28 protein-coding genes are annotated in these 23,902 nt (G+C 65.8%); 15 read left to right on the forward strand and 13 right to left on the reverse strand.

Features of this window, described 5'->3' with window-relative positions:
* Window positions 1–74 precede the first annotated feature (74 nt).
* Both OH686_RS00605 and OH686_RS00610 read left to right on the forward strand, forming a co-directional pair.
* Entirely contained in the window at window positions 75–1,232 is a 1,158-nt protein-coding gene (locus OH686_RS00605; protein WP_289535685.1) for an aminotransferase-like domain-containing protein, read from the forward strand.
* Between the two features lie 5 nt (window positions 1,233–1,237).
* Window positions 1,238–1,840: a glutathione S-transferase family protein gene (locus OH686_RS00610; RefSeq protein ID WP_289535687.1), complete on the forward strand. Its 603-nt coding sequence runs from the start codon at window positions 1,238–1,240 to the stop codon at window positions 1,838–1,840.
* A 42-nt stretch (window positions 1,841–1,882) separates the two neighbouring features.
* Here the strand turns inward: OH686_RS00610 and OH686_RS00615 are convergent, their stop codons facing one another.
* Window positions 1,883–2,254, reverse strand: coding sequence for a glutaredoxin domain-containing protein (locus OH686_RS00615; protein WP_289535689.1), 372 nt, complete (start codon window positions 2,252–2,254; stop codon window positions 1,883–1,885).
* Between the two features lie 168 nt (window positions 2,255–2,422).
* On the opposite strand from OH686_RS00615, the gene OH686_RS00620 reads away from it, so the two are divergent.
* A complete protein-coding gene (locus tag OH686_RS00620; protein WP_289535691.1) occupies window positions 2,423–2,770 on the forward strand; it encodes a GFA family protein in 348 nt (115 codons plus the stop codon).
* A gap of 48 nt (window positions 2,771–2,818) precedes the next feature.
* On the opposite strand, the gene folE is transcribed toward OH686_RS00620, so the two are convergent.
* Together folE and OH686_RS00630 are read right to left on the reverse strand one after the other, a co-directional pair.
* A complete protein-coding gene (gene folE / locus OH686_RS00625; RefSeq protein WP_137973292.1) occupies window positions 2,819–3,367 on the reverse strand; it encodes a GTP cyclohydrolase I FolE in 549 nt (182 codons plus the stop codon).
* Between the two features lie 85 nt (window positions 3,368–3,452).
* On the reverse strand, window positions 3,453–3,794 hold the full coding sequence (locus tag OH686_RS00630) for a winged helix-turn-helix transcriptional regulator (RefSeq protein ID WP_289535694.1): 342 nt from the start codon (window positions 3,792–3,794) through the stop codon (window positions 3,453–3,455).
* A gap of 80 nt (window positions 3,795–3,874) precedes the next feature.
* On the opposite strand from OH686_RS00630, the gene OH686_RS00635 reads away from it, so the two are divergent.
* On the forward strand, window positions 3,875–4,423 hold the full coding sequence (locus tag OH686_RS00635) for a carboxymuconolactone decarboxylase family protein (protein WP_289535695.1): 549 nt from the start codon (window positions 3,875–3,877) through the stop codon (window positions 4,421–4,423).
* On the opposite strand, the gene OH686_RS00640 is transcribed toward OH686_RS00635, so the two are convergent.
* The 3 genes from OH686_RS00640 to OH686_RS00650 form a co-directional block, all read right to left on the reverse strand.
* On the reverse strand, window positions 4,420–4,980 hold the full coding sequence (locus OH686_RS00640) for a Smr/MutS family protein (protein WP_289535696.1): 561 nt from the start codon (window positions 4,978–4,980) through the stop codon (window positions 4,420–4,422). The two genes, OH686_RS00635 and OH686_RS00640, sit on opposite strands and share 4 nt — an antisense overlap.
* Before the next feature lie 35 nt (window positions 4,981–5,015).
* Entirely contained in the window at window positions 5,016–5,345 is a 330-nt protein-coding gene (locus OH686_RS00645; RefSeq protein WP_137973288.1) for a hypothetical protein, read from the reverse strand.
* A gap of 77 nt (window positions 5,346–5,422) precedes the next feature.
* Complete coding sequence (locus OH686_RS00650) at window positions 5,423–6,016, reverse strand: cysteine hydrolase family protein (RefSeq protein WP_289535698.1); 594 nt, start codon at window positions 6,014–6,016, stop codon at window positions 5,423–5,425.
* A 192-nt stretch (window positions 6,017–6,208) separates the two neighbouring features.
* On the opposite strand from OH686_RS00650, the gene prmB reads away from it, so the two are divergent.
* Window positions 6,209–7,123, forward strand: a complete 915-nt coding sequence (prmB, locus tag OH686_RS00655) for a 50S ribosomal protein L3 N(5)-glutamine methyltransferase (protein ID WP_289535700.1) — start codon at window positions 6,209–6,211, stop codon at window positions 7,121–7,123.
* 138 nt (window positions 7,124–7,261) lie between these two features.
* Here the strand turns inward: prmB and OH686_RS00660 are convergent, their stop codons facing one another.
* Window positions 7,262–8,044 (reverse strand): hypothetical protein, encoded by a 783-nt coding sequence (locus tag OH686_RS00660; RefSeq protein ID WP_289535702.1) that lies wholly within the window; start codon window positions 8,042–8,044, stop codon window positions 7,262–7,264.
* 169 nt (window positions 8,045–8,213) lie between these two features.
* Between OH686_RS00660 and aroC the strand changes: the two genes are divergently transcribed.
* The 6 genes from aroC (at window position 8,214) to OH686_RS00690 (ending at window position 12,661) form a co-directional block, all read left to right on the forward strand.
* Complete coding sequence (gene aroC / locus OH686_RS00665) at window positions 8,214–9,305, forward strand: chorismate synthase (RefSeq protein WP_289535704.1); 1,092 nt, start codon at window positions 8,214–8,216, stop codon at window positions 9,303–9,305.
* On the forward strand, window positions 9,302–10,456 hold the full coding sequence (locus tag OH686_RS00670) for an MFS transporter (RefSeq protein ID WP_289535705.1): 1,155 nt from the start codon (window positions 9,302–9,304) through the stop codon (window positions 10,454–10,456). Before aroC ends, OH686_RS00670 begins: the two co-directional genes overlap by 4 nt.
* Entirely contained in the window at window positions 10,453–11,064 is a 612-nt protein-coding gene (locus OH686_RS00675; RefSeq protein WP_289535707.1) for a methylthioribulose 1-phosphate dehydratase, read from the forward strand. Before OH686_RS00670 ends, OH686_RS00675 begins: the two co-directional genes overlap by 4 nt.
* An 85-nt stretch (window positions 11,065–11,149) precedes the next feature.
* Window positions 11,150–11,695: a 1,2-dihydroxy-3-keto-5-methylthiopentene dioxygenase gene (locus OH686_RS00680; protein WP_289535709.1), complete on the forward strand. Its 546-nt coding sequence runs from the start codon at window positions 11,150–11,152 to the stop codon at window positions 11,693–11,695.
* A 4-nt stretch (window positions 11,696–11,699) separates the two neighbouring features.
* Window positions 11,700–12,386, forward strand: coding sequence for an acireductone synthase (mtnC, locus tag OH686_RS00685; RefSeq protein ID WP_289535710.1), 687 nt, complete (start codon window positions 11,700–11,702; stop codon window positions 12,384–12,386).
* Window positions 12,387–12,439: 53 nt separating this feature from the next.
* Complete coding sequence (locus OH686_RS00690) at window positions 12,440–12,661, forward strand: PLDc N-terminal domain-containing protein (protein WP_289535712.1); 222 nt, start codon at window positions 12,440–12,442, stop codon at window positions 12,659–12,661.
* Here the strand turns inward: OH686_RS00690 and OH686_RS00695 are convergent, their stop codons facing one another.
* Together OH686_RS00695 and OH686_RS00700 are read right to left on the reverse strand one after the other, a co-directional pair.
* Window positions 12,662–13,807 (reverse strand): catalase family protein, encoded by a 1,146-nt coding sequence (locus OH686_RS00695; protein ID WP_289535714.1) that lies wholly within the window; start codon window positions 13,805–13,807, stop codon window positions 12,662–12,664. It lies immediately after the preceding gene.
* A gap of 12 nt (window positions 13,808–13,819) precedes the next feature.
* A complete protein-coding gene (locus OH686_RS00700; RefSeq protein WP_289535716.1) occupies window positions 13,820–15,700 on the reverse strand; it encodes a di-heme-cytochrome C peroxidase in 1,881 nt (626 codons plus the stop codon).
* A gap of 221 nt (window positions 15,701–15,921) precedes the next feature.
* Between OH686_RS00700 and OH686_RS00705 the strand changes: the two genes are divergently transcribed.
* The gene (locus tag OH686_RS00705) at window positions 15,922–17,202 is read left to right on the forward strand and encodes a sigma-54-dependent transcriptional regulator (RefSeq protein ID WP_289535719.1); all 1,281 of its coding nucleotides are present in this window, start codon (window positions 15,922–15,924) and stop codon (window positions 17,200–17,202) included.
* 29 nt (window positions 17,203–17,231) lie between these two features.
* Here OH686_RS00705 and OH686_RS00710 read toward each other — a convergent pair whose 3' ends face one another.
* Window positions 17,232–17,846 (reverse strand): hypothetical protein, encoded by a 615-nt coding sequence (locus OH686_RS00710; RefSeq protein ID WP_137973276.1) that lies wholly within the window; start codon window positions 17,844–17,846, stop codon window positions 17,232–17,234.
* 7 nt (window positions 17,847–17,853) lie between these two features.
* A complete protein-coding gene (locus OH686_RS00715) occupies window positions 17,854–19,485 on the reverse strand; it encodes a methyl-accepting chemotaxis protein (RefSeq protein ID WP_289535720.1) in 1,632 nt (543 codons plus the stop codon).
* Between the two features lie 189 nt (window positions 19,486–19,674).
* Here OH686_RS00715 and OH686_RS00720 point away from each other — a divergent pair, with 189 nt between their 5' ends.
* Both OH686_RS00720 and OH686_RS00725 read left to right on the forward strand, forming a co-directional pair.
* The gene (locus OH686_RS00720) at window positions 19,675–20,508 is read left to right on the forward strand and encodes an undecaprenyl-diphosphate phosphatase (protein ID WP_289535722.1); all 834 of its coding nucleotides are present in this window, start codon (window positions 19,675–19,677) and stop codon (window positions 20,506–20,508) included.
* A gap of 8 nt (window positions 20,509–20,516) precedes the next feature.
* Window positions 20,517–21,221 carry a DUF1294 domain-containing protein gene (locus tag OH686_RS00725; RefSeq protein WP_289535724.1) on the forward strand — a complete coding sequence of 235 codons (705 nt, stop codon included), beginning with the start codon at window positions 20,517–20,519 and terminating at the stop codon, window positions 21,219–21,221.
* On the opposite strand, the gene OH686_RS00730 is transcribed toward OH686_RS00725, so the two are convergent.
* Entirely contained in the window at window positions 21,218–21,565 is a 348-nt protein-coding gene (locus OH686_RS00730) for an MmcQ/YjbR family DNA-binding protein (RefSeq protein ID WP_289535726.1), read from the reverse strand. The genes OH686_RS00725 and OH686_RS00730 overlap by 4 nt on opposite strands.
* A gap of 75 nt (window positions 21,566–21,640) precedes the next feature.
* On the opposite strand from OH686_RS00730, the gene OH686_RS00735 reads away from it, so the two are divergent.
* Window positions 21,641–22,147: a DUF1993 domain-containing protein gene (locus OH686_RS00735; protein WP_289535727.1), complete on the forward strand. Its 507-nt coding sequence runs from the start codon at window positions 21,641–21,643 to the stop codon at window positions 22,145–22,147.
* Between the two features lie 57 nt (window positions 22,148–22,204).
* Here OH686_RS00735 and OH686_RS00740 read toward each other — a convergent pair whose 3' ends face one another.
* Window positions 22,205–23,791, reverse strand: a complete 1,587-nt coding sequence (locus OH686_RS00740; RefSeq protein ID WP_289535729.1) for an ABC-F family ATPase — start codon at window positions 23,789–23,791, stop codon at window positions 22,205–22,207.
* Window positions 23,792–23,902 lie beyond the last annotated feature (111 nt).

Here is a 23,902-nt window from a genome sequence, read left to right on the forward strand (position 1 = left end):
ATCCGTCCTGGCCGTCGTAGTTTCGGTCAAACAGTTTGACCCAATTTATCCTGCCTGTGCTACCGGTGACTCCCATGGCCTTCTCCGAACGCGTTGCCCGCCTGAAAAGCTCCCTGATCCGTGAAATCCTCGCTGCGGCGCAACGTCCGGAAGTGATGTCCTTCGCCGGTGGCCTGCCTGCCGAACCGATGCTGCCGAAGGTGGACTGGAGCGAGATGCCGACCTCCATCGGCCAGTACGGCATGAGCGAGGGCGAGCCGGCGCTGCGCGAGGCCATCGCCGCCGAGGCCAACAAGCTCGGGGTGAAGTGCGATGCCAGCCAGGTGCTGATCGTCTGCGGCTCGCAGCAGACCCTGGACCTGGCCAGCAAGCTGTTTATCGATCCGGGCACCGAGATCCTGGTCGAAGCGCCGACCTACCTGGCCGCGCTGCAGTCGTTCCAGCTGTTCGGTGCCGACTGCATCACCGTGCCGCAGGAAGCCGACGGCCCCGAGCTGGAGGTCCTGCGCGAGCGTCTGCAGCAGCACAAGCCGGCCTTCGCTTATCTGATTCCGACCTTCCAGAACCCGTCTGCCGTGCGCTACAGCGAGGCCAAGCGCGACGCCGTGGCGGCGCTGCTCGACGAATTCAACGTCACCCTGATCGAGGACGAGCCGTACCGCGAGCTGGTGTTCGATGCCGGCAGCGCCACGCCCATTGTCAGCCGCCTGCAGCGCGCCAGCTGGATCTACACCGGTACCGTGTCCAAGACTTTGCTGCCGGGCCTGCGCGTCGGCTTCCTGATCGCCAGTCCGGACCTGTTCCCACACCTGCTGCGCCTGAAACAGGCCGCCGATCTGCACACCAACCGCATCGGCCAGTGGCAGGCGCTGCAGTGGATCGGGACCGACAAGTACCAGTCGCACCTAGCCGAGCTGCGCGACTTCTACCGCATACGCCGCGATGCCATGCAGGTGGCGCTGGCGGAGCATTTCGGTGATCTGGCCACCTGGCAGGTACCGCAAGGCGGCCTGTTCTTCTGGCTGACCCTGAACAACAAGCTGGATACCCGCACGCTGCTGCAGCCGGCCATGGCGCAGAACGTGGCGTTCATGCCCGGCGAGCCGTTCTTCACCGAGCCGGATGCCAACCCCGGGCATCTGCGACTCAACTTCAGCCATGTACCGCCGGAGAAGCTGGGCGAAGGCCTGCGCCGTCTGGCGGCCGTCGTTCGTGAAGCCCAGGGAGGTTAGTAGTCATGCTCAAGGTCTACGGCGATTACCGTTCCGGCAACTGCTACAAGGTCAAGCTGATGCTCAATCTGCTCGGCCACCAGTACCAGTGGCTGCCGATCGACATCCTCAAGGGCGAAACCCAGACCGCGGAATTCCTGGCCAAGAACCCCAACGGCAAGATTCCGGTACTGGAGCTGGAGGACGGCACCTTCCTCTGGGAGTCCAACGCCATCCTCAACTTTCTGGCCGATGGCAGCGCCTTCATCCCCACGGAGCCGCGCCTGCGCACGCAGATGCTGCAGTGGCAGTTCTTCGAGCAGTACAGTCACGAGCCCTATGTGGCGGTGGCGCGCTTTATCCAGCTGTACCTGGGCCTGCCGGAGGCGCGCCGCGCCGAGTACGAGGAGTGCCACAAGGGCGGCCACAAGGCGTTCAAGGTGATGGAGCAGCAGCTGCAGCGCACGCCGTACCTGGTGGGCGAGCAGTACACCCTGGCCGACATCGCCCTGTACGCCTACACCCATGTGGCCGACGAAGGCGGCTTCGACCTGGCCGCCTACCCGGCGATCAACGCCTGGCTCGACCGCGTCGCCAGCCATCCCCGGCATGTGAGCATGTTCGGCTGACGCGCGAGTGAGGGACGGGCAGCAATTGCCCGTCCCCAGCCATCACTGGGCGGCGAAGCGCTCGTCCAGGTAGGCACCGATGGCCTTGGATTCGTACAGCCAGCGCACGCCGCCCGACTCCTCGATGCGCAGGCAGGGCACCTGCAGCTTGCCACCCTGTTCCAACAACTCCTGACGATGCACGGCGTTCTTCTTGGCGTCGCGCAGCACCATCGGCACATTCAGGCGGTGCAGGGTGCGGCGGGTCTTCACGCAGAATGGGCAAGCGTGGAACTGGTACAGCGCCAGGCCGGCGGCTGCGCTCTCGACCCGGGCCTGTTCCTGTGGACTGCGCTTGAGCTTGCGCGGGCGGGTGATGAAGTCGAGAAAGATGATGATCTGGCCGAGGCCGATCCGCAGTGCCTTGATAAGCATCGCCGGTCATTCCTGGAGTGATGAAAAGGGGGCGGCAGGGTACCCGAGTTGCCCGGCCTTGGCAGCGCCGGATATCGCTTCGCCGGTGAATTTCTCGGCTGGCGCTGGCGAGCCGGGTGGTGGCGAACTAGCTTGCAGTCCTGTCCAAACCGCACAGGAGTGCCGGCCATGAGCCACCAGGGGAGTTGCCACTGCGGCAAGATCAGCTTCAGCGTGCGCGGCGAGATCGACAGCCTGACCGAGTGCAACTGCTCGCTGTGCAGCAAGCGTGGCGGGCTGCTGTGGTTCGTTGGTCGCGAGCAGCTGCAGCTGAAGTCGCCGGAGGGCGAACTGCCGACCTATCGCTTCAATACCCACAAGATTGCCCACCATTTCTGCGACGTCTGCGGCTGCTCGCCGTTCAGCGAGGCGCCGGGGCCGGATGGGCGCCTGATGGCGGCGGTCAACGCGCGCTGCCTGGATGACGTCGATCTGTCGCCGTTCAAGATCGTGCCGTGGAATGGGCGGGATCACTGAGGCATGAAAAAGCCGGCGCAAGGCCGGCTTCGTTCACGGCGAGGTTGCTCAGCTCTTGATCAGGCTGAGGAACTCACTGCGGGTGGCGGCGTTCTCGCGGAACTCGCCGAGCATCACCGAGGTGACCATGGAGGAGTTCTGCTTCTCCACACCGCGCATCATCATGCACATGTGCTGCGCCTCGATCACCACCGCAACGCCGAGGGCGCCGGTGACCTGCTGGATGGCCTCGGCGATCTGCCGGCTGAGGTTTTCCTGGATTTGCAGGCGGCGCGCATACATGTCGACGATGCGTGCCACCTTGGACAGGCCCAGCACCTTGCCGCTGGGGATGTAGGCCACGTGGGCCTTGCCGATGAAGGGCAGCAGGTGGTGTTCGCACAGCGAATACAGCTCGATGTTCTTCACCAGCACCATTTCGCTGTTGTCGGAGCTGAACAGGGCGCCGTTGGTGACTTCCTCGAGGGTCTGCTCATAGCCGCGGCAGAGGTACTGCATGGCTTTGGCGGCGCGCTTCGGGGTGTCGAGCAGGCCTTCACGGGATACGTCCTCGCCAAGTTGGCCGAGAATCGCGGTGTAGTGCTGTTCCAGGGACATGGGTCTTCCTGTGGGTGGTAATGCTCAGGGGCGCAGGGTAGGGCGCAGCAAGTGCGCTGGCAAGGGCGGAGTGCGCCACATTGAGCTACTTTTTCGGCCGTGCTGGCAGTTGCGCGGCCCAGTCTTCGGCCCATACCGCCAGCGGCAGGCAGCGCTGCACCAACTCCAGGCCGAGGGCGGAAAGCTGGTAGCCGCGCTCGCCGTTCTCCAGCAGCTGGGCTTCGCGCAGCTCGCCCAGTCGGGTATTCAGCACCGACGGCGATACGCCTTCGCAGCGTGCCTGCAGCTCGCGGAAGCTGGCGGGCGTCTGATGCAGTTCCCACAGCACACGCAGGGTCCAGCGCCGGCCGAGCAGGTCGAGCAGCGCCATGATCGGCTTGCCGCTGGCCGAGCCGCGGACCGGATCGCCGGGTTGGGGAAAGCTCATGCAAACTCCTTGCTTCGTTTTTAGTAGCGGTGATAGGTTCTGCTTGCTACTTATTTCGTAGCATGACAGGAGCCCACTCTATGCACCAGCCTCGCGTACAACCCCTGAACCATCCCTACGGCCCCGACATCCAGGCCGCCTTCGACCGGGTCATGCCCCCCGGCATGCCACCGCTCAAGCTGTTCCGCAGCATGGCCCACAATCCTCGGGCACTACAGCGCATGCTCGCCGGCGGCCTGCTGGACCGTGGCAGCATCGAACTGCGCGAGCGCGAACTGTTGATTCTGCGCGCCACCGCGCTGTGCGGGGCGGAGTACGAGTGGGGTGTGCATGTGGCGGGCTTCGCCGGCAAGGCCGGCTTCAGCGCCGAACAGATCGCCGATACCTGCAGCGGGCGCATCAATCCGGCCCTGTGGAGCCTGGCGGACCAGGCCCTGTTGGAGCTGGCGGACAGCCTGCACACCAGTTCCACGGTCGGCGATGAACTCTGGCAACGGCTGGGTACGCACTTCAGCGATGCACAACTGATCGAGTGTCTGTTGCTGGTCGGCTTCTACCACGCGGTGTCCTTCGTGGTGAACGGCCTGCGGGTGGAGCTGGAGGACCATGCGCCGCGCTTTACCGCCTAGTCTTCGTCGCGGCCGTCGAGCATGGTGCGCTTGAGCAGCACATACACCGCGCCGGTGCCGCCGTGCTTGGCGATGCAGGAGGTGAAGCCCAGCACCTGCGGGTGCTGGCGCAGCCAGGTGTTGACGTGACTCTTGATCATCGGCCGCTTGCCGTCGGTGCGCGCGGCCTTGCCATGGGTAATGCGCACGCAGCGCACTTCCATGCGCGCGGCCTCGTCGAAGAAGCTCCACAGGGTCTCGCGCGCTCGCTCCACGCTCATGCCGTGCAGGTCCAGGCTGCCTTCGAAGGACACCTGGCCGGCCTTGAGCTTGCGCATCTGACCGTCCTGCACGCCATCGCGCGCCCAGTAGAGCTCGTCCTCGGCGCCGACATCGATGACGAACTGGTCGGACAGGCCGTCCACCTTGACCTGGTCAGTCTTCACCGTCGCCGCCTGGCGCAGGGCGCTGATGCGCTGGCGGTCGGCCTTGGGCTTGCCGGTGTCGGCGCGGTCATGGCTGATCGGCTTGACCCCGCGCACGGCGGACTGGAACAGGGAAAAATCGTCGTCTTGCATGAAAGGCCTCCACGGATGAGGCCAGTTTACCGGCTTCAGCCGCGCTTTTTCAGCAGGCGCGGCGACAGGCTCAGCTCGTCGCCGTGGCTGCGGCGCATGCGTCGGCGGCAGCGGCGCCAGACATTGATGCCGCCCCACAGCAGGAACAGGCCGAACAGCAGCAGAACGATGGCTGCGCCGATGCTGTCGTTCAACGGGCCGAGGGCCGGGGGGCGGCCGAGCAGGGTGGCCGCGCCGGCCATGCTCAGCATCACGCCGAAGGCGGCGAACAGGGCGGCCAGCGCGGCGAGGCAACGCCAGCGCCAGCCGGATGTGCCGCGGGGACGCAGGCGGCGGGCATCGAATCCATCTTCAGACAACTTCATCCCGATTTCCTCTGGAGTATCGGCGCTATGACCGGCCTTGCCCGCCTGGGTTCCGGTCGAGAAGTCGTTCTGCCCGGTCAGATCAGTGCGCGGGCTTGCGGTACCACCATCGCATAGTTGTCGGCCAGGGCCGCCAGAGTCATGCGGTGCAGGGCGCGCGCCGGAATCAGCTCACCGTCGTAGGGCAGGTCGCGGGTGGCGCAGGCGGCGTCCACCAAGGTGCAGCGGTAACCATAGTCCTTCGCGGCGCGCACGGTGGTACTGACGCTGGAGTGGGTCATGAAACCGCAGATGATCAGGTCGAGGTGGCCGAGCTGCTGCAGACGCTCGTGCAGGTCGGTACCGGCAAAGGCATTGGGCAGGCGTTTCTCCACCACCGGTTCGCCGAACTGTGGCGCCAGGCCCTCGATGAAGCGGCCGCGCGGGCCTTGCGGGTCGAGCAGGCCGCCGGGAATACCCAGATGGCGCACATGCAGCACCGGCGCGCCGAGGTTGCGGGCGGCACCGAGCAGGGTGGCGATTTCCGCGATGGCGGACTCCACGTCCGGCAGTTGCAGGGTGCCGCTGCGGTACTCCTCCTGAGCGTCGATCACCAGCAGGGTGGCCTTACCCAGAATGGCCGGGGCATAACCGCGTCCGAGCAGTTGGAACAGGGTTTTCGGATCGGACATGGGAGGGCTCCTGTGGCGGCGATGTGTCTATTCTCTGCTCGCCAGCGCAATCTGTGAACCTCTAGTGCGCGTCGAGGGCGCACGGATGGCCTGGTGAGGTGTCCCAAGGCGCGCTTTGTCTGGCCTTGCGCCGGGCGGGGCAGTTTTGTCACAGCCTGTTAGAATCGCGCACCGCTTTTCGAGGTCAGAACCGTGTCTCCATCCCGCCTGCGCACCGTGCGCGACCATATCCGCTGGGCCGTCAGCCGCTTCCATGAGGCCGGGCTGTTCTTCGGCCACGGCACCGACAATGCCTGGGACGATGCCCGCCAACTGGTGCTGGGCGCCCTGCATCTGCCATTCGAGATCGCCGATAGCTACCTGGATTGCCGGCTGGAGGAAGACGAGCAACAGCATCTGCTGGAGCTGATTCGCCGGCGCGTCGAGGAGCGTGTACCCACCGCCTACCTGCTGGGTGAAGCCTGGTTCTGCGGCCTGCCGTTCCTAGTCGACGAGCGCGTGCTGGTGCCGCGCTCGCCCATCGCCGAGCTGATCTCCAACCAGTTCGCGCCCTGGCTGCCCGCCACGCCGGCACGCATCCTCGACCTGTGCACCGGCTCTGGCTGCATCGGTATCGCCTGCGCCTACGCCTTCCCCGAGGCCGAGGTGGTGCTGGGCGATCTGTCCTTCGATGCACTGGAAGTGGCCAACCACAATATCGAGCGGCACGAGCTGGAAGAGCGGGTCTACACCGTGCAGGGCGACGGCTTCGCCGGGCTGCCGGGGCAGCGCTTCGACCTGATCGTGTCCAACCCGCCCTACGTGGATGCCGAGGACTTTGCCGATATGCCGGCCGAATACCAGCATGAGCCGGAGCTGGGCCTGGCCTGCGGCGACGACGGTCTGGACCTGGTGCGACGCATGCTGGCCGAGGCCGCCGACCACCTGACCGAGAAGGGCCTGTTGATAGTCGAGGTGGGCAACAGCCAAGTGCACGTCGAGGCGCTGTACCCGGAGATCGACTTCACCTGGCTGGAGTTCGAGCAGGGCGGTCACGGCGTGTTCCTGCTGGCCGCCGCCCAGTGCCGCGAGTACCAGAAGCTGTTTCGCTCGCGGGCCAAGGGCTGAGGCTAGGGTGGGACTGCCAGTGGTAGCTAGGTAGCCCGGATGCATCCGGGCTACAGAATGCGGGCCATCGAGTAGCCTCTGGCGGGCTGCTCGCTTCGCGAGCGAGGCCGCCCTAAGATGCGCCCAAATCTCCGCGGCTTAGCGGGTGGCGATCCAGATCAGCAGGCCGGCCTGGAACAGCGCCAGCGCTACCAGGCAGGCGATGGTGAAACGCAGGCCGCTGTCTTCGCGCTTGAACACGTCGATGCGCCGTTCCAGCTTGCTGATCTTCACCTGCTGCTCGTGCAGGTTGTGGTCGGCCTGCTGCAGCATGGCGCCGCAGTCGAGCAGGTCGATGATCTGCACCCGCTCCTGATTCCACTCCGGGTTGAGCACGCTGACCCGGCTGGCGGCGTAGCTGGCCTTGACCTGTGCCAGGTCCTGGTAGCTCACCTCGAAACCCTGGACGCGCAGGAAATGGTCGCGGCGCAGGCGGGCGTCCTCGCTGAGCACGTCCTTCACCGCCAGGGCGCCGCCCTCGACCGTGTAGCTGCCCCAGCGCTGGCGTGCCCAGACGATGCCCTGGGCCAGCAGGAAGCGCCCCAGGCCACGGTTCTGCGGCTCGATCTGCAGGCCCTTGTCGGCGCCGAAGCGCACTTCGCGGCTACGGTGGTCGACCCACACCTCCAGCAGGTTCTGCTCGCGACGCAGGCGCTGGCCGGGAATATCCACCGACAGGCGTAGCAGGCTCTGCTCGTTGTTATGACGCTCGGCGCGGCCGAACCGCACGAAACGCAGGGGGCGCAGGCCCGTGCTGCGGTCGGTCGGCAGTGGCGCCAGGCGCAGCAACTGGAAATGCTCCGCCTCCAGCCCTTCCCAGGGATGGGGTTGCGGAGTCTGTTCGGCCTGTTCTTCGGGTTGCTGGGCGTTGGTATCGCTCATCGCGGCGTCCTTGGGCATGCGTACAGGCATTATCGGCAACTTTCGGCGCAACTGCAGGCTGGCCAACTGCCATTTGCCCGGATCACGGCCGTTTCGCAGGTGAACTGACCGGGCGCCGGGGGTATACTCGCCGACCTTTGTTCGAGGCAGATTTCGCGGAGCGCCCTGCATGTCCGGCAACACCTACGGCAAGCTGTTCACCGTCACCACCGCTGGCGAGAGCCATGGCCCGGCCCTGGTCGCCATCGTCGACGGTTGCCCGCCGGGCATCGAGCTGTCTCTGGAAGACCTGCAGCGCGACCTCGACCGCCGCAAGCCGGGCACCAGCCGCCACACCACCCAGCGCCAGGAAGACGATGAAGTCGAAATCCTTTCCGGGGTGTTCGAGGGCAAGACCACTGGTTGCCCGATCGGCCTACTGATCCGCAACACCGACCAGAAGTCCAAGGACTACTCGGCGATCAAGGACCTGTTCCGCCCGGCCCACGCCGACTACACCTACCACCACAAGTACGGCATCCGCGACTACCGTGGCGGCGGCCGCAGTTCGGCACGCGAAACCGCCATGCGCGTCGCCGCCGGCGCCGTGGCCAAGAAGGTGCTGGCCGGCCTGGGCATCCAGGTGCGTGGCTACATGAGCCAGCTCGGCCCGATCGAGATTCCGTTCAAGACCTGGGACAGCGTCGAGCAGAACGCCTTCTTCAGCCCCGACCCGGACAAGGTACCGGAGCTGGAGGCCTACATGGACCAGCTGCGTCGTGACCAGGACTCCGTGGGCGCCAAGATCACCGTGATCGCCGAAGGCGTGATGCCGGGCCTCGGCGAGCCGATCTTCGATCGCCTGGATGCCGACCTGGCCCACGCGCTGATGAGCATCAACGCGGTCAAGGGCGTGGAAATCGGCGCCGGCTTCGCCTGCGTCGCCCAGCGCGGCACCGAGCACCGCGACGAGCTGACGCCGGAAGGCTTCCTCAGCAACAACGCCGGCGGCATCCTCGGCGGCATATCCAGCGGCCAGCCGATCGTCGCCCATCTGGCGCTCAAGCCGACCTCCAGCATCACCACCCCGGGCCGCTCCATCGACGTCGATGGCAACCCGGTGGAAGTGATCACCAAGGGTCGCCACGACCCCTGCGTGGGCATCCGCGCCACGCCGATCGCGGAGGCGATGATGGCCATCGTGCTGCTCGACCACCTGCTGCGCCACCGCGCGCAGAACGCCGGCGTGCAGGTCAACACTCCGGTACTGCCGCAGCTGTGACGGCGCAGCTGCTGCCGTACTGGCGGCTGTCCGCGTTCTACTTCTTCTACTTCTCCATGCTGGGCGCCTCGGCGCCCTTTCTGCCGTTGTACTTCCAACACCTGGGTTTTTCGCCGGCGCGCATCGGCGAGCTGGTGGCCATCCCCATGCTGATGCGCTGCCTGGCGCCCAACCTGTGGGGCTGGCTCGGCGACCGCAGCGGCCAGCGCCTGCGCATCGTGCGCTTCGGCGCGCTGTGCACGCTGCTCAGCTTCGCCCTGATCTTCGTCGACCAGAGCTTCGCCTGGCTGGCCCTGGTCATGGCGCTGCACGCCTTCTTTTGGCACGCGGTGCTGCCGCAGTTCGAGGTGATCACCCTGGCCCACCTGCAGGAGCAGACCGCGCGCTACTCGCAGATCCGCCTGTGGGGCTCGATCGGCTTCATCGTCGCGGTGATCGGCCTCGGCTGGCTGTTCGAGCATTCCAGCCCGGCGCTGTTCCCGGCCATGGTGGTGCTGATCCTCGCCGGCATTCTGGTCGGCACCCTGTGGGTGCCCAATGCGGTGCCGCAGCCACGGGCCGGGCAGGGCGGCGAGGGCGGTTTCCTGGCTCAGCTGCTGCGCCCGGGCGTGCCGGCGTTCTTCCTGTGTGTGGGCCTGATGCAGTTGTCGCACGGGCCGTACTACACCTTCCTGACCCTGCACCTGGAGAGCCTCGGCTACGAGCGCGGTTTCATAGGCCAGATGTGGGCGCTGGGCGTGGTGGCGGAGATCGTGCTGTTCCTGTTCATGGCGCGCATCCTCAATCGCTTCTCGGTGCGCTGGGTGCTGGCGATCAGCTTCCTGCTGGCGGCGCTGCGCTGGCTGCTGCTGGGCAACCTGGCCGATCACCTGGGTGTGCTGCTGTTCGCCCAGTTGCTGCACGCCGCCACTTTCGGCAGCTTCCATGCCGCCGCCATCCATTTCGTCCAGCGCAGCTTCGGGCCCAACCAGCAGGGCCAGGGCCAGGCGCTGTACGCGGCACTGGCCGGCACCGGTGGCGCTCTGGGCGCATTGTACGCCGGCTACAGCTGGGTCGGTCTCGGCCCGAGCTGGACCTTCGCCATCGCCAGCTTGGTCGCCCTGGCTGCGGCCTTTATCATTGCCATCCGTTTGCATGAGGAGCGGGCATGAACCGTGAACAACTGACCCGCCAGATCATCGAGGCCGGGCGCTTCCTGTACGGCCGCGGCTGGTCGCCGGCCACCAGCAGCAACTACTCGGCGCGCCTGGCGGCCGACCAGGCGCTGCTGACCGTCTCTGGCAAGCACAAGGGCGAGCTGGGCGAGAACGACGTGCTGGCCACCGACCTCGACGGCAACAGTCTGGAGCCAGGCAAGAAGCCCTCGGCCGAGACCCTGCTGCACACCCAGCTGTACCGCTGGAACCCGGAGATCGGCGCCGTGCTGCACACCCATTCGGTCAATGCCACCGTGCTGTCGCGCCTGACCCTGGCCGATTCTCTGGTGTTCGCCGACTACGAGCTGCAGAAGGCCTTCAGCGGTGTCAGCACTCACGAGTGCCAGGTGCTGGTGCCGATCTTCGACAACGACCAGGACATCGCCCGCCTGGCCTCCCAGGTTCAGCCCTGGCTGGATGAACATCCGGACTGCGTCGGCTACCTGATCCGCGGCCACGGCCTGTACACCTGGGGCGCGACCATGGCCGACTGCCTGCGCCAGGTCGAGGCCTTCGAGTTCCTCTTCGAGTGCGAGCTCAAGGTGCGCGCGCTGCAACGTTGAATACCCGGGGTACGCCCGGCGTACCCTGCACATAAGAATCCAGCCACAGCACGAGCTGAGCGACCCACCCGCGAGGACGCCGCCGATGAGCAGCCTGACCGTCTATCACCAATCCAGCCCCGACGTACCGAACAAGGTGCTGACCCACCTCGAGGACATCGCCGCCACGCTCGCCGAGGTCGGCGTGCACTTCGAGCGCTGGCAGGCCAGTGCGCCGATCCAGCCCGGCGCCGGCCAGGACGAGGTGATCGCCGCCTACCGCCCGCAGATCGACAAGCTGATGAGCGAACGCGGCTACGTCACCGTCGACGTGGTCAGCCTGAACAAGGACCACCCGCAGAAGGACGAGCTGCGCGCCAAGTTCCTCGACGAGCATCGCCATGGCGAGGACGAGGTGCGTTTCTTCGTCGCCGGGCGCGGCCTGTTCACCCTGCATATCGACGACTATGTGTACGCCGTGCTCTGTGAGAAGAACGACCTGATCTCGGTACCGGCCGGCACTCGCCACTGGTTCGACATGGGCGAGTTCCCGCACTTCGTGGCCATCCGCCTGTTCAACAACCCGGAAGGCTGGGTGGCCAACTTCACCGGCGACGATATCGCCGGCCGCTTCCCGCGCCTGGAAGACTGAAACCATGCCGATCAGAGCCATCCTCACCGATATCGAAGGCACCACCAGCGCGGTGAGCTTCGTCTATGACGTGCTGTTTCCCTTTGCCGCCGAGCATCTGCCACAGTTCGTCATCGAGCATGCCGGCGAGGCCGAGGTGGCGCTGCAGCTGGACGCCGTGCGCGCGCAGAGCGGCGAGACCGAGGCGGACCTGATCCGGGTCATCGAGATCCTCCTGCAATGGATCGCCGAGGACCGCAAGGCCACGCCGCTCAAGGCGCTGCAGGGCATGATCTGGCAGCAGGGCTATGCGGCCGGGCAGCTCAAGGGCCACGTCTACCCGGATGCGGTGGAGGCGCTCAAACGCTGGCACGAGGAGGGCTATGCCCTGTACGTGTATTCCTCCGGTTCGGTGCAGGCGCAGAAACTGATCTTCGGCTGCTCCGAGGCCGGCGACCTGAGCGGGCTGTTCAGCGGCTACTTCGACACCACCAGCGGCCCCAAGCGCGAGGCCGAGTCCTACCGCAGCATCGCCTCGGCCATCGGCCTGCCGGGCGAGGAAATCCTGTTCCTCTCGGATATCGTCCAGGAGCTGGACGCCGCCCAGCAGGCGGGCATGCAGACGGTCGGCCTGGCTCGTGATGGCGGCTGGCTGGCGGGCCACGACACGGTGGCCAGCTTCGCGGTGATCGACCTCGACCGTTTGGGTTGAACCACGGCCCGGCGGCGCGACCCTAACAGGGAACCGCTGCCGGGAGATTGCCGATGTTCGAACCCCTGATGCGCCTGCCGGACTGGCTCTTCTACGGCGTGCCGGCTCTGCTCTATCTGCTGCTGACGATCTGGGCCATGTGGCATGTGCAGGGCAGCGCCAGCCGGCGCCCGCAGAAGCTGCTGTGGCTGGCGCTGCTGGTGCTGTTCCCGCTGCTCGGGCTGTTCAACTGGCTGGTCATGGGGCCGCGCCGGACGCGCGGCGCGCCCCGTTGATCAGTGTGCCTGCTGGGCGTCGTTGCGCTGGTGGCGGTACACGCTGACGGCCTCGTACACTGCCTTGCGCAGGCGGTTGATGCCGCCGATGGGGCGATGCTCGGGCAGCGCGTGCCAGGGGTTGAAGGAGAGGTTGTCGCAGGCGAGGTTCTTGTCGCGGCTGTCGAAGTCCTGGGCCGGCACCTTGATCGTCGCCACCGTCTCGAACGGCGAGATGTCCTCGCTCCACTCCACGCTGGTGTCCTCGATGGGCATGTAGTAGTTGGCGTTCTGCCGCTGCACCTGCAGGGCGAAGCAGGCCGGTACCCGGTCCAGCGACAGCTGCTGGTACAGGGCGTTGCGCAGGAAGTTGGGCAGGTCGGTGTTCTGCTCCGGCAGCTCATAGGCGGGGCAGCTCGCAGGATCGGGGATCACCCGGTACTTGATGTTGTGCGGGCCGAGCTTGAACGGCGCGATGGAGTTGTAGGTGGCGGCCACCGGGCTGTCCGGTGCCGGCGCCAGGGTCTTCAGGGCGATGATCAGATGGCGGATCTCCCAGGTGCGCGGGTCGAGGGTGGGGAAGAACGCCTGGATCTTCTGGCCGTTGGCCTGGGCGGCGAAGTTCTGCTTGTACTCGGCCACATCGCGCACGAAGAAAACCGGATGGTTGAACATCACGAAGTCCTGGTTGCCGGTCGTGGCCTTGCTGCTCAGCAGCTTGTCGCCGGGCACGTCGAGCAGCTTGATCGCCATGCCGCGGGCGTCGCGGGCGCTGTCGAACTGCGGGTAGGCGTTGCCGTTGGACAGGCGCATCCAGGCCTGCCAGGTCTTGCCCGGTTCGGCCAGCACGCCGTGGCGCAGGCTCTGGTCGAGGCTCGGCAGCACGGTGAACTGCGCCTTCACGCAGCCGTGGGCCTTGGCGTGGGCGTCGCGCAGCACACGGGTGTTGTCGCGGTGCTGTTCGACGATGCGGATGGCATCCTCGATGATGCCCTGGGTCAGGGCCGCCTCGTCCTTGGGAATCTCTTCTTCGGCCGATACTGGGCCGGAGAACTTCCAGGCGTAGTAGGCGGCGCCCAGGCCCCAGCCGAGAGCGCCAACGACCACGAGAGTCAGTAGCAGACGGCCGAGCAGGCGACCGAGCCAGAGCCAGAAGCGTTTGAGCATGGTGGCTTTCCTTTAGTTGTTGTTCTGGCAGCTGGGGCCGGGAGTCCAGGGGCGACTCTCGGCGGGCTTGAGCTGGCTTTCCAGGCGCTCGTCACCCATCACCTTGAGGTATTCGATCAGGGCGAAGCGTTCCTCCGGCTCGAGGAAGCGGCCGATCACTCCCTCGTTGCGGCAGCCGTCGCGGAACTCGTGGCCGCGGTTGCCGTTGCCGGTGACGCTGGTGTCGAACAGGAAGCCGCCGTCGAACTTGCCGGTGAGGAAGCCGGCGCGCTTGGGATCGTACTCGAAGTTGCCGACCCAGAAGCGGGTGTCGCGCTCGACCACCGGCGATAGCACCTGGAACAGGTTGGGCACCGAGCCGTTGTGCAGGAACGGCGGGGTGGCCCAGATGCCGTGCAGCGGGCGGGCCTTGTAGCCGCGCTTCTCCTGCACGCCGATGGCCAGGCCGTAGCCGTCCATGCGCCAGCGTTCGCGTGGCTGGATACCGGCATCGCGGTAGGCGCGGTCTTCCACGTAAGCGGTGACGTAGGCCAGGCCCTTGGCGCTGGAGATGCTGGCGAAGTCGACCTCGTCCAGGCTGGCGCCGAACAGCTTGACATCGAGCTTGGCCAGCTCGGCCTTCTGCCAGCCCAGCTTGCTGATGTCGAAGCGATGGTCGGCGATGTTGTCGGCGGTGGTCGGGTCGGTGCCGACGATGCGGGTCGGCACGATGCGCAGGTGCCATTCCGGATCGCGCGCCGGCGCCAGGCGCTGGTCCCGCGGCACCGGGTCGGGGGCGTGGCAGTAGGCGCAGTTCTCGGCGAACAGGGCGCGGCCCTGGCTGGCCAGCTCCAGGTCGACCTTGCCGAAGATCTCTTCCGGCCAGGTTGGCGGTTTCAGCTGTTTGAGAGTCTCTTCCAAGGTATAGAGGTCGCGCAGGCGCACGCTGGAGGGATAGCGCTGGCTCTCCGGCAGCTTGCTGCCGTTCTCGTCGAACAGGTGCAGGGTGGCGCCGACGCCGAGGGCCTCACCGATGTTGCGTGCCATCGGCTGCATGGCCGAGCCGTTCCACTGCACCCAGTCGAACTTCCAGATATCCCACACCTGCGGGTAGCTGACCGGGGCGTTGGCGACCCGGTAGTTGCTCTCGTCGATGGCGTCGCCGAACACGCTGTTGGCGATGCGGCCGAAGGCATCGGTGCGGCCGAAGCCTTCCTCCGTGGGGTAGAGGCCGCGGTGCCAGTCGTTCATCGCGGTGCCGAGCAGGCGATCGAGCACGGCCTTGAAGTCGTCGCGCAGCTGGCCCTTGTCCCGCTCGTAGTTGTCGCCCAGCACCGTCTTGGCGAAGCGCTTGAACTTGATCGGGTTGTAGTAGGTGAAGGCCATGCTCATGCCCAGCGCCTGACCGAAGCTGCCGCCCCTGAGGGTGGGCACGGTGGAGGCCAGGGAATGCAGGGCGGCGCCGCCGTCGATGCGCACGGCCTGGCCCTTGTAGCGCAGCTCGCCGGTGTGGCAAGCGGCGCAGGTGATGTCCAGGTACTGGATGCCGGTCTCGTCGTCCGGGTGGCGGGCGAAGCCTACCGGCAGGTTGCCTGGGTTGAGTGCGCTGGCTTGTTGGCGCGGGTCGGTGAGGAAGCCGAAGCGAGCCAGGTAGTCGGGGTTGGCGAACTTGTCCTGGGAGAAGGGCAGCTCCAGCGCGGTGAACCACTCATAGCGCAGGCCTTTCACCGTGGTGCCCTGGGGCGTGTAGTAATAGGTCTGGCGCGCCTGCTCGTCCCACTGGCCGAGGTAGTTGACCTGCTCGGGCTTGTCGAACACCGGCAGGTTGGGTCGGGCGATGTAGTAGAGGACGACCGCGAGGGCGGCGAGGGCGAGCAACAGGACGACGATCAGGGCGCGGCGCAGCAATCGCATGTCATCAACATCCGTGTGTGATTTTTTATTGGGTACGTTTATGCCAATACGCAGGGACGATGGCAAGCGGCCATAACACTTGGAAAGGTGCGCAACTCTCTGCCGTTTTTATAGAGAAACGTTCCTAGAAGCTCCCGATTCGCTTGCTAGGGTTTAATTATCTGCGCCAAGCGATTGTTTTACCTGGATATTTCAAAAAATTGGCGCCAAGGATTGGTAGAGTGCGAACCCAGGTCGCTACGCCCCGGCGCCTTTTGGTCGTCGATCCCTGTGTCGAATGCGAGCGCTTGCTGCCGCAACTGCGGGCCGGCGGCTGGCAGGTGCAGAGCTGCAGCCTGGCGGATGCCCAGGACCAGGCCTGCGACGTTGGACTGGTGCGCCTGGCGCCCGAGCATCTGGACAACCCCCAGTACCTGAAGCGTCTGATCAGCCTCAGCGGCACCGAATGGATTGCCGTGCTCAGCCCCGAAACCCTGCAGATGCCCGATGCGGGCAATTTCATCGGCGAGTGGTTCTTCGACTATCACACCCTGCCGTTCGACCTGGAGCGGGTCGGCGTGGCCCTCGGGCGCGCCTTCGGCATGGCGCGTCTGCGTGGCAAGGTCGCCGCCGGCGATGCCGGGCAACACGAGCTGCTGGGCAACAGCCGCAGCGTTGCCGAACTGCGCCATCTGCTGGCCAAGCTGGCACCGCTGAGTGCGCCGGTGCTGATCCGCGGCGAGAGCGGCAGCGGCAAGGAGCTGGTGGCGCGCACCCTGCATCGCCTGTCCCTGCGGGCCGCTGGGGTGCTGATCTATGCCTGCAGCGGCGTGCTGGACGAGCAGGAGCTGTTCGGCTGGGAGCGCACGCCGGGACTGATCGAGCAGGCCGACGGCGGCACCCTGGTGTTCGACGAAGTCAGCGAACTGCCCCTGCGCCTGCAGGCGCGACTGCTGCGCGTGCTACAGGAGATGCGGGTGGAGCGGGGCGGCCAGGCGGTGCCGCTGAATGTGCGGGTGCTGGCCACCAGCCGCTTCGATCTGGAGGCGGCCGTGGCACGCGGCGCCTTCCGCGAAGACCTCTACTACCTGCTCAGCGCGCTGCAGGTGCGCACCACGCCGCTGCGCGAGCGGCGCGAGGACATTTCCTGCCTGGCCGGCTACTTCGCCCGGCGCTATGCGGTGGAGGTCGGCCGCCGCCCGCGCAGCTTCAGCGACCAGGCCATCCGCGCCCTGGCGGACCACGATTGGCCCGGCAACGTACGCGAGCTGGCCACCCGGGTGCGACGCGGCACGGTGCTGACCGAGCAGCGGCAGATCGATGCCGAGGACCTGGGACTGGTCGCCGGTGAGGGCACGGAGGGGCTGTTCAGCAGTCTGGCCGACTATATTCGCCGGGCCGAGCGTCAGGCTCTGCATGACGTGTTGTTGCGCCATGCCGGCAACATGAGCCACGCGGCCAAGGTGCTTGGCATCTCAAGGCCGACCTTCTATCGGCTACTGCACAAGCATCAGCTGCGCTGAGTCGCGCGGGATTTGCCGGTGTCTGTGGATCAGCAGCCGAGGCTGTCGGACTGCCGGTAAAGCGCCAGCAGCTTGCGGGTGATGCTCTGCTGGATGTCGTCGCGCTCGAAGGACGACAGGCGGGTGAGCTTCTGTACCTGCAGGCGATGCAGGTGGATGTAGGGCATCTTCTGGTCGAATTCGCGCAGGTCGCCCTTCATCAGGATCGGCAGGAAGACGTCGTTGATCTTCTTCTGGTTGCTGATGATCTGCGCCAGGGCCTGCTTGAACGGCATGGTCTTGGGCGCCGGGCCGCCATCCTTCATCTGTGTGGTCAGCAGCAGGCCGGGCTTGCCCAGCACCACGCCGGGCAGCACGCAGAGGCCGGTCTTGCGCACCGCCAGCGGGTCGATGCCGTGCAGGGTGTCATGGAAGGCGTAGGGGTTGGGCAGCACCACCATCTTGCGCCCGTAGTCGGTGGGGAAGTGCAGGTTGTAGTTGGTGTACAGCTGGCGGGTCGACTCGGAGTATACGCACAGGCGGTTCTCGAACAGCTTGATGAAGCGCTCGGCCAGCTCGCGGCGAGCGATGCTGTCCAGGTCCCAGATCAGGTCCTGGTTCTGCTGCTGGCCGAGGTTGACCTCTTGGTGCTCCATACTGCTCATCGCCACCTCATACACGGAATTGACCCAACAAACGGTTCAGCTGCCCGGCCAGTTCGCCGAGCTGGCGGCTGGCCTCACTGGAGTGGTCGGCCGCCAGGGCATTTTCATGCGCCAGCGTGGCTGCCTGGGTGACATTGTGGTTGATATCGTCCACCACATGCGACTGTTGCAGGGTGGCACTAGCGATCGAAGCATTCAAGCCCGTCAGATTGCGTAGCGAAGCGGCGATCTGGCTGAGGCTCTCGCCGGCCTGGCGCGCCTGTTCGACGGTCTGCTGCGAGGCCTGGCTGCTGGCGTTGATAACCTTGACCGCGGCCTCGGAGTTGCCCTGCAGGCGCTCGATCATGCCCTGGATCTCCGCCGTGGACTGCTGGGTGCGCTGGGCCAGCATGCGCACTTCGTCGGCCACCACGGCAAAACCCCGGCCCTGCTCGCCGGCCCGCGCCGCCTCGATGGCCGCGTTGAGCGCCAGCAGATTGGTCTGCTCGGCGATGGAGCGGATCACCTCCAGCACGCTGCCGATCTGGGTGCTCTCCTGGGCCAGGCTCTGCATCACCTCTACGGCCTGGCCAATGGTCTCGGACAGCTGGTCGATCTGGCGCAGGCTGCCGTCGATGTTCTGCTGGCCCTGCAGTGCCTGCTGCTCGGCCAGGCGCACCTCGCTGGCGGCGTGCTCGGCGTTCTTCGCCACGTCCTGCACGGCGTAGGACACCTCGTTGATCGCGGTGGCCACCAGCTCCATCTGCTGCGACTGCTGCTGACTGTGCTGCTGGGCGTTGCCGGCGATCTCGCCGAGGGACTGCGAGGCCTGGTTCAGGCTGCCGGCGGCCTGCAGCGATTCGCCGATCACCCCGCGCAGCTTGCCGGTGAAGGCGTTGAAGTGGCCGCCCAGGGCAGTCAGCTCGTCGCGGCCGTGGTTGTCCAGGCTGCGGGTCAGGTCGGCCTCGCCGCTGGCGATGTTGGCCATGGCGCTGACCGCTTCGTCCAAAGGCCGGGCGATGCTGCGGGCGATCAGGATGACCAGTGCCGCCAGCAGCAGGGCGATCACCACCAGGATGCCGACGGCGCGCAGGGCCTGCTCGCGGAACTCGGTCTGCACGTCATCGACATAGATGCCGGAGCCGAGAATCCAGCCCCAGGGCTGGAACAGCTCGACGTAGGAGATCTTCGGCACCGGCTCGTCCGAGCCCGGCTTGGGCCAGCGGTAGTCGACCTGGCCGGAGCCGCTTTTCTTGGCCAGGGCGACCATCTCGTTGAACAGGAACTTGCCGTCCGGGTCCTTCAGGCCGGAGAGGTTCTGCCCCTCCAGCTTGGGGTTGGTCGGGTGCATGACCATTACCGGGGTCATGTCGTTGATCCAGAAGTAGTCGTCCTGGTCATAGCGCAGGCCGCGGATCACCTCCATCGCCTGCTTCTGCGCCTCTTCCCGGGCCAGACCGCCGCTCTCCAGGCCCTGGAAATGCTTGAGCACGCCCATGGCGCTTTCCACCACGTGGCGGGTCTTCAGGGCCTTGGCCTTATACAGGTCGACGTGGATCTGCTGCAGCATCAGCCCGGCCAGGACCAGCAGCATGACGATGGACGACAGCAGGATCAGCCACAGGCGGCGGCTGATGGGGAGGGTGCGCAGACTGCTCATGGAAGACGACTCCGGTTTCTTGTTATCGCTACTAGCTAATAGCCAGTCTAGAAGCTGCGCCATTAACCGTTGGCCAGGCAGCGCGGCAAGGGGCTATCTGGTAGCATGCCCGCCGTTTTCTGCCTGCTTCATTCAGGCGCCAATTCTGTTATCGGCCGTTTCACGGAAAGGGCCAGCTCGAGGTAATTCATGGATTTGTGGACAGCCCTGCAGGTACTGATTCTAGGCGTCGTCGAGGGGCTGACCGAGTTCCTGCCGATCTCCAGTACCGGCCACCAGATCATTGTTGCCGATCTGCTCGGCTTCGGTGGCGAGCGGGCGATGGCCTTCAACATCATCATCCAGCTCGGTGCGATCCTGGCGGTGATGTGGGAATACCGCCGCAAGATCCTCATCACCGTGTTCAATGTGCCGCGCCAGCGCGAGGCGCAGCGCTTCACCGCCAACCTGCTGATCGCCTTCCTGCCGGCCGTGGTGATCGGCGTGGCCTTCTCCGATCTGATCCACGAGTACCTGTTCAACCCCATCACCGTGGCCGCAGCCCTGGTGATCGGCGGCGTGGTGATGCTCTGGGCCGAGCAGCGCCCGCATGAGGTCACGGTGGAAGAGGTGGATGACATGACCTGGAAAGAAGCCCTGAAGATCGGCTTCGCCCAGTGCCTGGCGATGATCCCCGGCACCTCGCGCTCGGCCTCCACCATCATCGGTGGCCTGCTGTTCGGCCTGTCGCGCCGCGCCGCCACCGAGTTCTCCTTCTTTCTGGCCATGCCGACCATGGTCGGCGCCGCCGTCTACTCCGGCTACAAGTACCGCGACCTGTTCCAGCCCGGCGATCTGCCGGTGTTCGCCCTGGGCTTCGTGGTGTCGTTCGTGTTCGCCATGATCGCCGTGCGCGGCCTGCTCAAATTCATCGCCAACCACAGCTACGCGCTGTTCGCCTGGTACCGCATCGGCTTCGGCCTGCTGATCCTGGCCACCTGGCAGTTCAGCCTGATCGACTGGAGCAGCGCCCAGGCGCACTGAGGCTGGATATGGAGCGGCGCGGCACGCTGAAAAGCTGGAACGATGCCAAGGGGTTCGGCTTTATCCAGCCCGAGGGCGGTGGCGAGCAGCTGTTCGTGCATATCTCCGCCATGCGTGGCGATAGCCGGCCCGAGGTCGGCGACGCGGTGGTCTATGTCGCCGCTAGCGATGCCCAGGGCCGACCGCGGGCCCAGCATATGCGCCACGCCGGGCTGAGCCTGGATCGACCGGCCATTCGCCGCAAGCCCACGGAGTCGGCCCAATCCTCCAGAGCTGCCGCTGCGAAGAGCGCCCGTCCGGCGCGCGGCGAGCGTCCGCCGCAGTCGGGCATTCAGCAATTGCCGTTCAAGCTGCTGGTGCTGGCTGTGCTGTGCGTGCTGCCGCTCTGGGGCGGCCTGGTGCTGCTGGAGCGTGGGTTGGTCTGGGTGCTGCTGGCCTATCCGCTGGTCAGCCTGTTCAGCTTCTGCCAGTACTGGCTGGACAAGCAGTCCGCGCAGAAGGGCCGTTGGCGCACCCCGGAGAACAGCCTGCATATCGCCGAGCTGCTCGGCGGCTGGCCCGGTGCCCTGGTGGCGCAGCAGGTGTTCCGCCACAAGACGCGCAAGGCGTCCTTCCAACTGGTGTTCTGGGCCATCGTTGCGCTGCACCAGGCTTTCTGGATCGACCAGCTGGCGCTGGGCGGCCGCTACCTCGGCCACCTGTTGCCGCTCTAGTCGAGCAGCAAACCCGCCTGGCGAATCTTCGGCAGCTTGCGCACCACCAGCTGGTGGGAGCGCTGCAGGCACTCGCGCAGCTCATCGTCACCAAGAGGGAAGGGCGGCGCCATGCTGATCCAGTGGGCGCGCGCCAGGTACGGAGCGGGGTGGATGCCCGGCCGATCGACGTAGCCGAGGAACAGCTCCGCCTCGACCTTGAACGCCAGCCGCTCGCCCATGAAGTCGAGGATGGCGAACATTTTATTGCCCGCTATTGAGAACACCCGGTTGCTGCCCCATTTAAGATCCTCGCGGGCGCCGGGCAGGCTCAGGCAGTACACGGCGATCTGTGCGTTGGTCATCAGGCTTCATCTCTCTGGCTGAACCGCGGCTACCCTAGCAGAGTCGCGTCGCCTCTATGCAAAGGAGTTCCACCCATGTCGCTCTCCCTCTACCAGGCCTCCGTGCCGCAATTCGTGCGCATGTTCGGCAACCTGTCGGCCATCCTCGACAAGGCCGCGGCCTATGCCGAAGCCAAGAAGATCGACCCCAGCGTGCTGCTCAACGCGCGCCTGGCGCCGGACATGCACCCGCTGACCCGCCAGGTGCAGATCGCCAGCGACGCGGTCAAGGGCTGCGCCGCGCGCCTGGCCGGGGTAGATGTGCCGAGCTTCGCGGACACCGAGAGCAGCTTCGCCGACCTGCAGGCGCGCATCGCCAAGACCCTGGACTTCATCAAGAGCCTGAGCCCCGAGCAGATCGACAGCGGCGCGAGCCGCGAGATCGTCCTCAAGTTTCCCGGCGCCGAGCTGAAATTCAGCGGCCCGGACTACCTGCTTCACTTCGTGCTGCCCAACTTCTATTTCCACGTCACCACGGCCTACGCCATCCTGCGCCACAACGGCCTGGACGTCGGCAAGATGGATTACCTGGGCCGCGTCTGATCCGCCCAGCCATGAAAAAGCCCCGCATTGCGGGGCTTTTTCGTTACGGCGCTGGCGTCAGACGAAGATGCCCTGGCTGCGCAGGTAGTCGTCGTAGGTGCCGCTGAAGTCGGTCACGCCGTTCTCGCTCAGCTCGATGATGCGGGTGGCCAGGGAGCCGACGAACTCGCGGTCGTGGCTGACGAAGATCAGCGTGCCGGGGTAGTTCTCCAGCGCCAGGTTGAGCGCCTCGATGGATTCCATGTCGAGGTGGTTGGTCGGCTCGTCCATCACCAGCACGTTGGGCTTCTGCAGGATCAGCTTGCCGAACAGCATGCGCCCCTGTTCACCACCGGAAATCACCTTCACCGACTTCTGGATCTCGTCGTTGCTGAACAGCATACGGCCCAGGGTGCCGCGGATGGTCTGCTCGCCCTGGGTCCACTGGCCCATCCAGTCGAACAGGCTGACGTCGTCTTCGAAGTCATGGGCGTGGTCCTGGGCGTAGTAGCCGACCTCGGCGCTCTCGGTCCACTTGACTTCACCGGCATCCGGCGCCAGCTCGCCGACCAGCGTGCGCAGCAGGGTGGTCTTGCCGATGCCGTTGGGGCCGATGATGGCCACGCGCTCGCCGGCCTCGACCTGGAAGCTGAAGTTCTTGAACAGCACCTTGTCGTCGAAGGCCTTGGACACCTTTTCGATGGTCACGGCCTGGCGGTGCAGCTTCTTGTTCTGGTCGAAGCGGATGAACGGGCTGACGCGGCTGGACGGCTTGACCTCGGCCAGCTGGATCTTGTCGATCTGCTTGGCGCGCGAGGTGGCCTGCTTGGCCTTGGAGGCGTTGGCCGAGAAGCGGCTGACGAAAGTCTGCAGCTCGGCGATCTGCGCCTTCTTCTTGGCGTTGTCGGCCAGCAGCTGCTCGCGCGACTGGGTGGCGGCAGTCATGTACTCGTCGTAGTTGCCCGGGAACAGGCGCAGTTCGCCGTAGTCCAGGTCAGCCATGTGGGTGCAGACCGAGTTGAGGAAGTGGCGGTCGTGGGAAATGATGATCATGGTGCTGTTACGCGCCGTGAGGATGTTTTCCAGCCAGCGGATGGTGTTGATATCCAGGTGGTTGGTCGGCTCGTCCAGCAGCAGCACTTCCGGATCTGAGAACAGCGCCTGGGCCAGCAGCACGCGCAGCTTCCAGCCCGGAGCCACTTCGCTCATCGGGCCGAAGTGCTGTTCCAGCGGAATGCCCAGGCCGAGCAGCAGTTCGCCGGCGCGGGATTCGGCGGTGTAGCCGTCCATCTCGGCGAACTCGCCTTCGAGTTCGCCCACCTTCATGCCGTCTTCTTCGCTCATCTCCGGCAGCGAGTAGATGCGGTCGCGCTCGGCCTTGACCTTGTACAGCTCCTCGTGGCCCATGATCACGGTATCGATCACGGTGAAGTCTTCGTAGGCGAACTGGTCCTGGCGCAGTTTGCCCAGGCGCACGTTCGGCTCCAGCATCACCTGGCCGCCGGAAGCCTCCAGATCGCCGCCGAGGATCTTCATGAAGGTCGACTTGCCGCAACCGTTGGCACCGATCAGGCCGTAGCGGTTGCCGTTGCCGAACTTGACGGAAACGTTCTCGAACAGCGGCTTGGCGCCGAACTGCATGGTGATGTTGGCGGTGGAGATCACGGCGGTATTCCTGAAGAGACGGGCGCTTGCGCGCAAAAGGGCGCGATTGTAGCGGTTTCCCGTCGATAGGGCAGCCATGATCGGCCGACCGGGGTTTCCCCCGGTCGGCCT

Source organism: Pseudomonas sp. SO81 (genome assembly GCF_030374125.1).
Taxonomy (GTDB): Bacteria; Pseudomonadota; Gammaproteobacteria; order Pseudomonadales; family Pseudomonadaceae; genus Aquipseudomonas.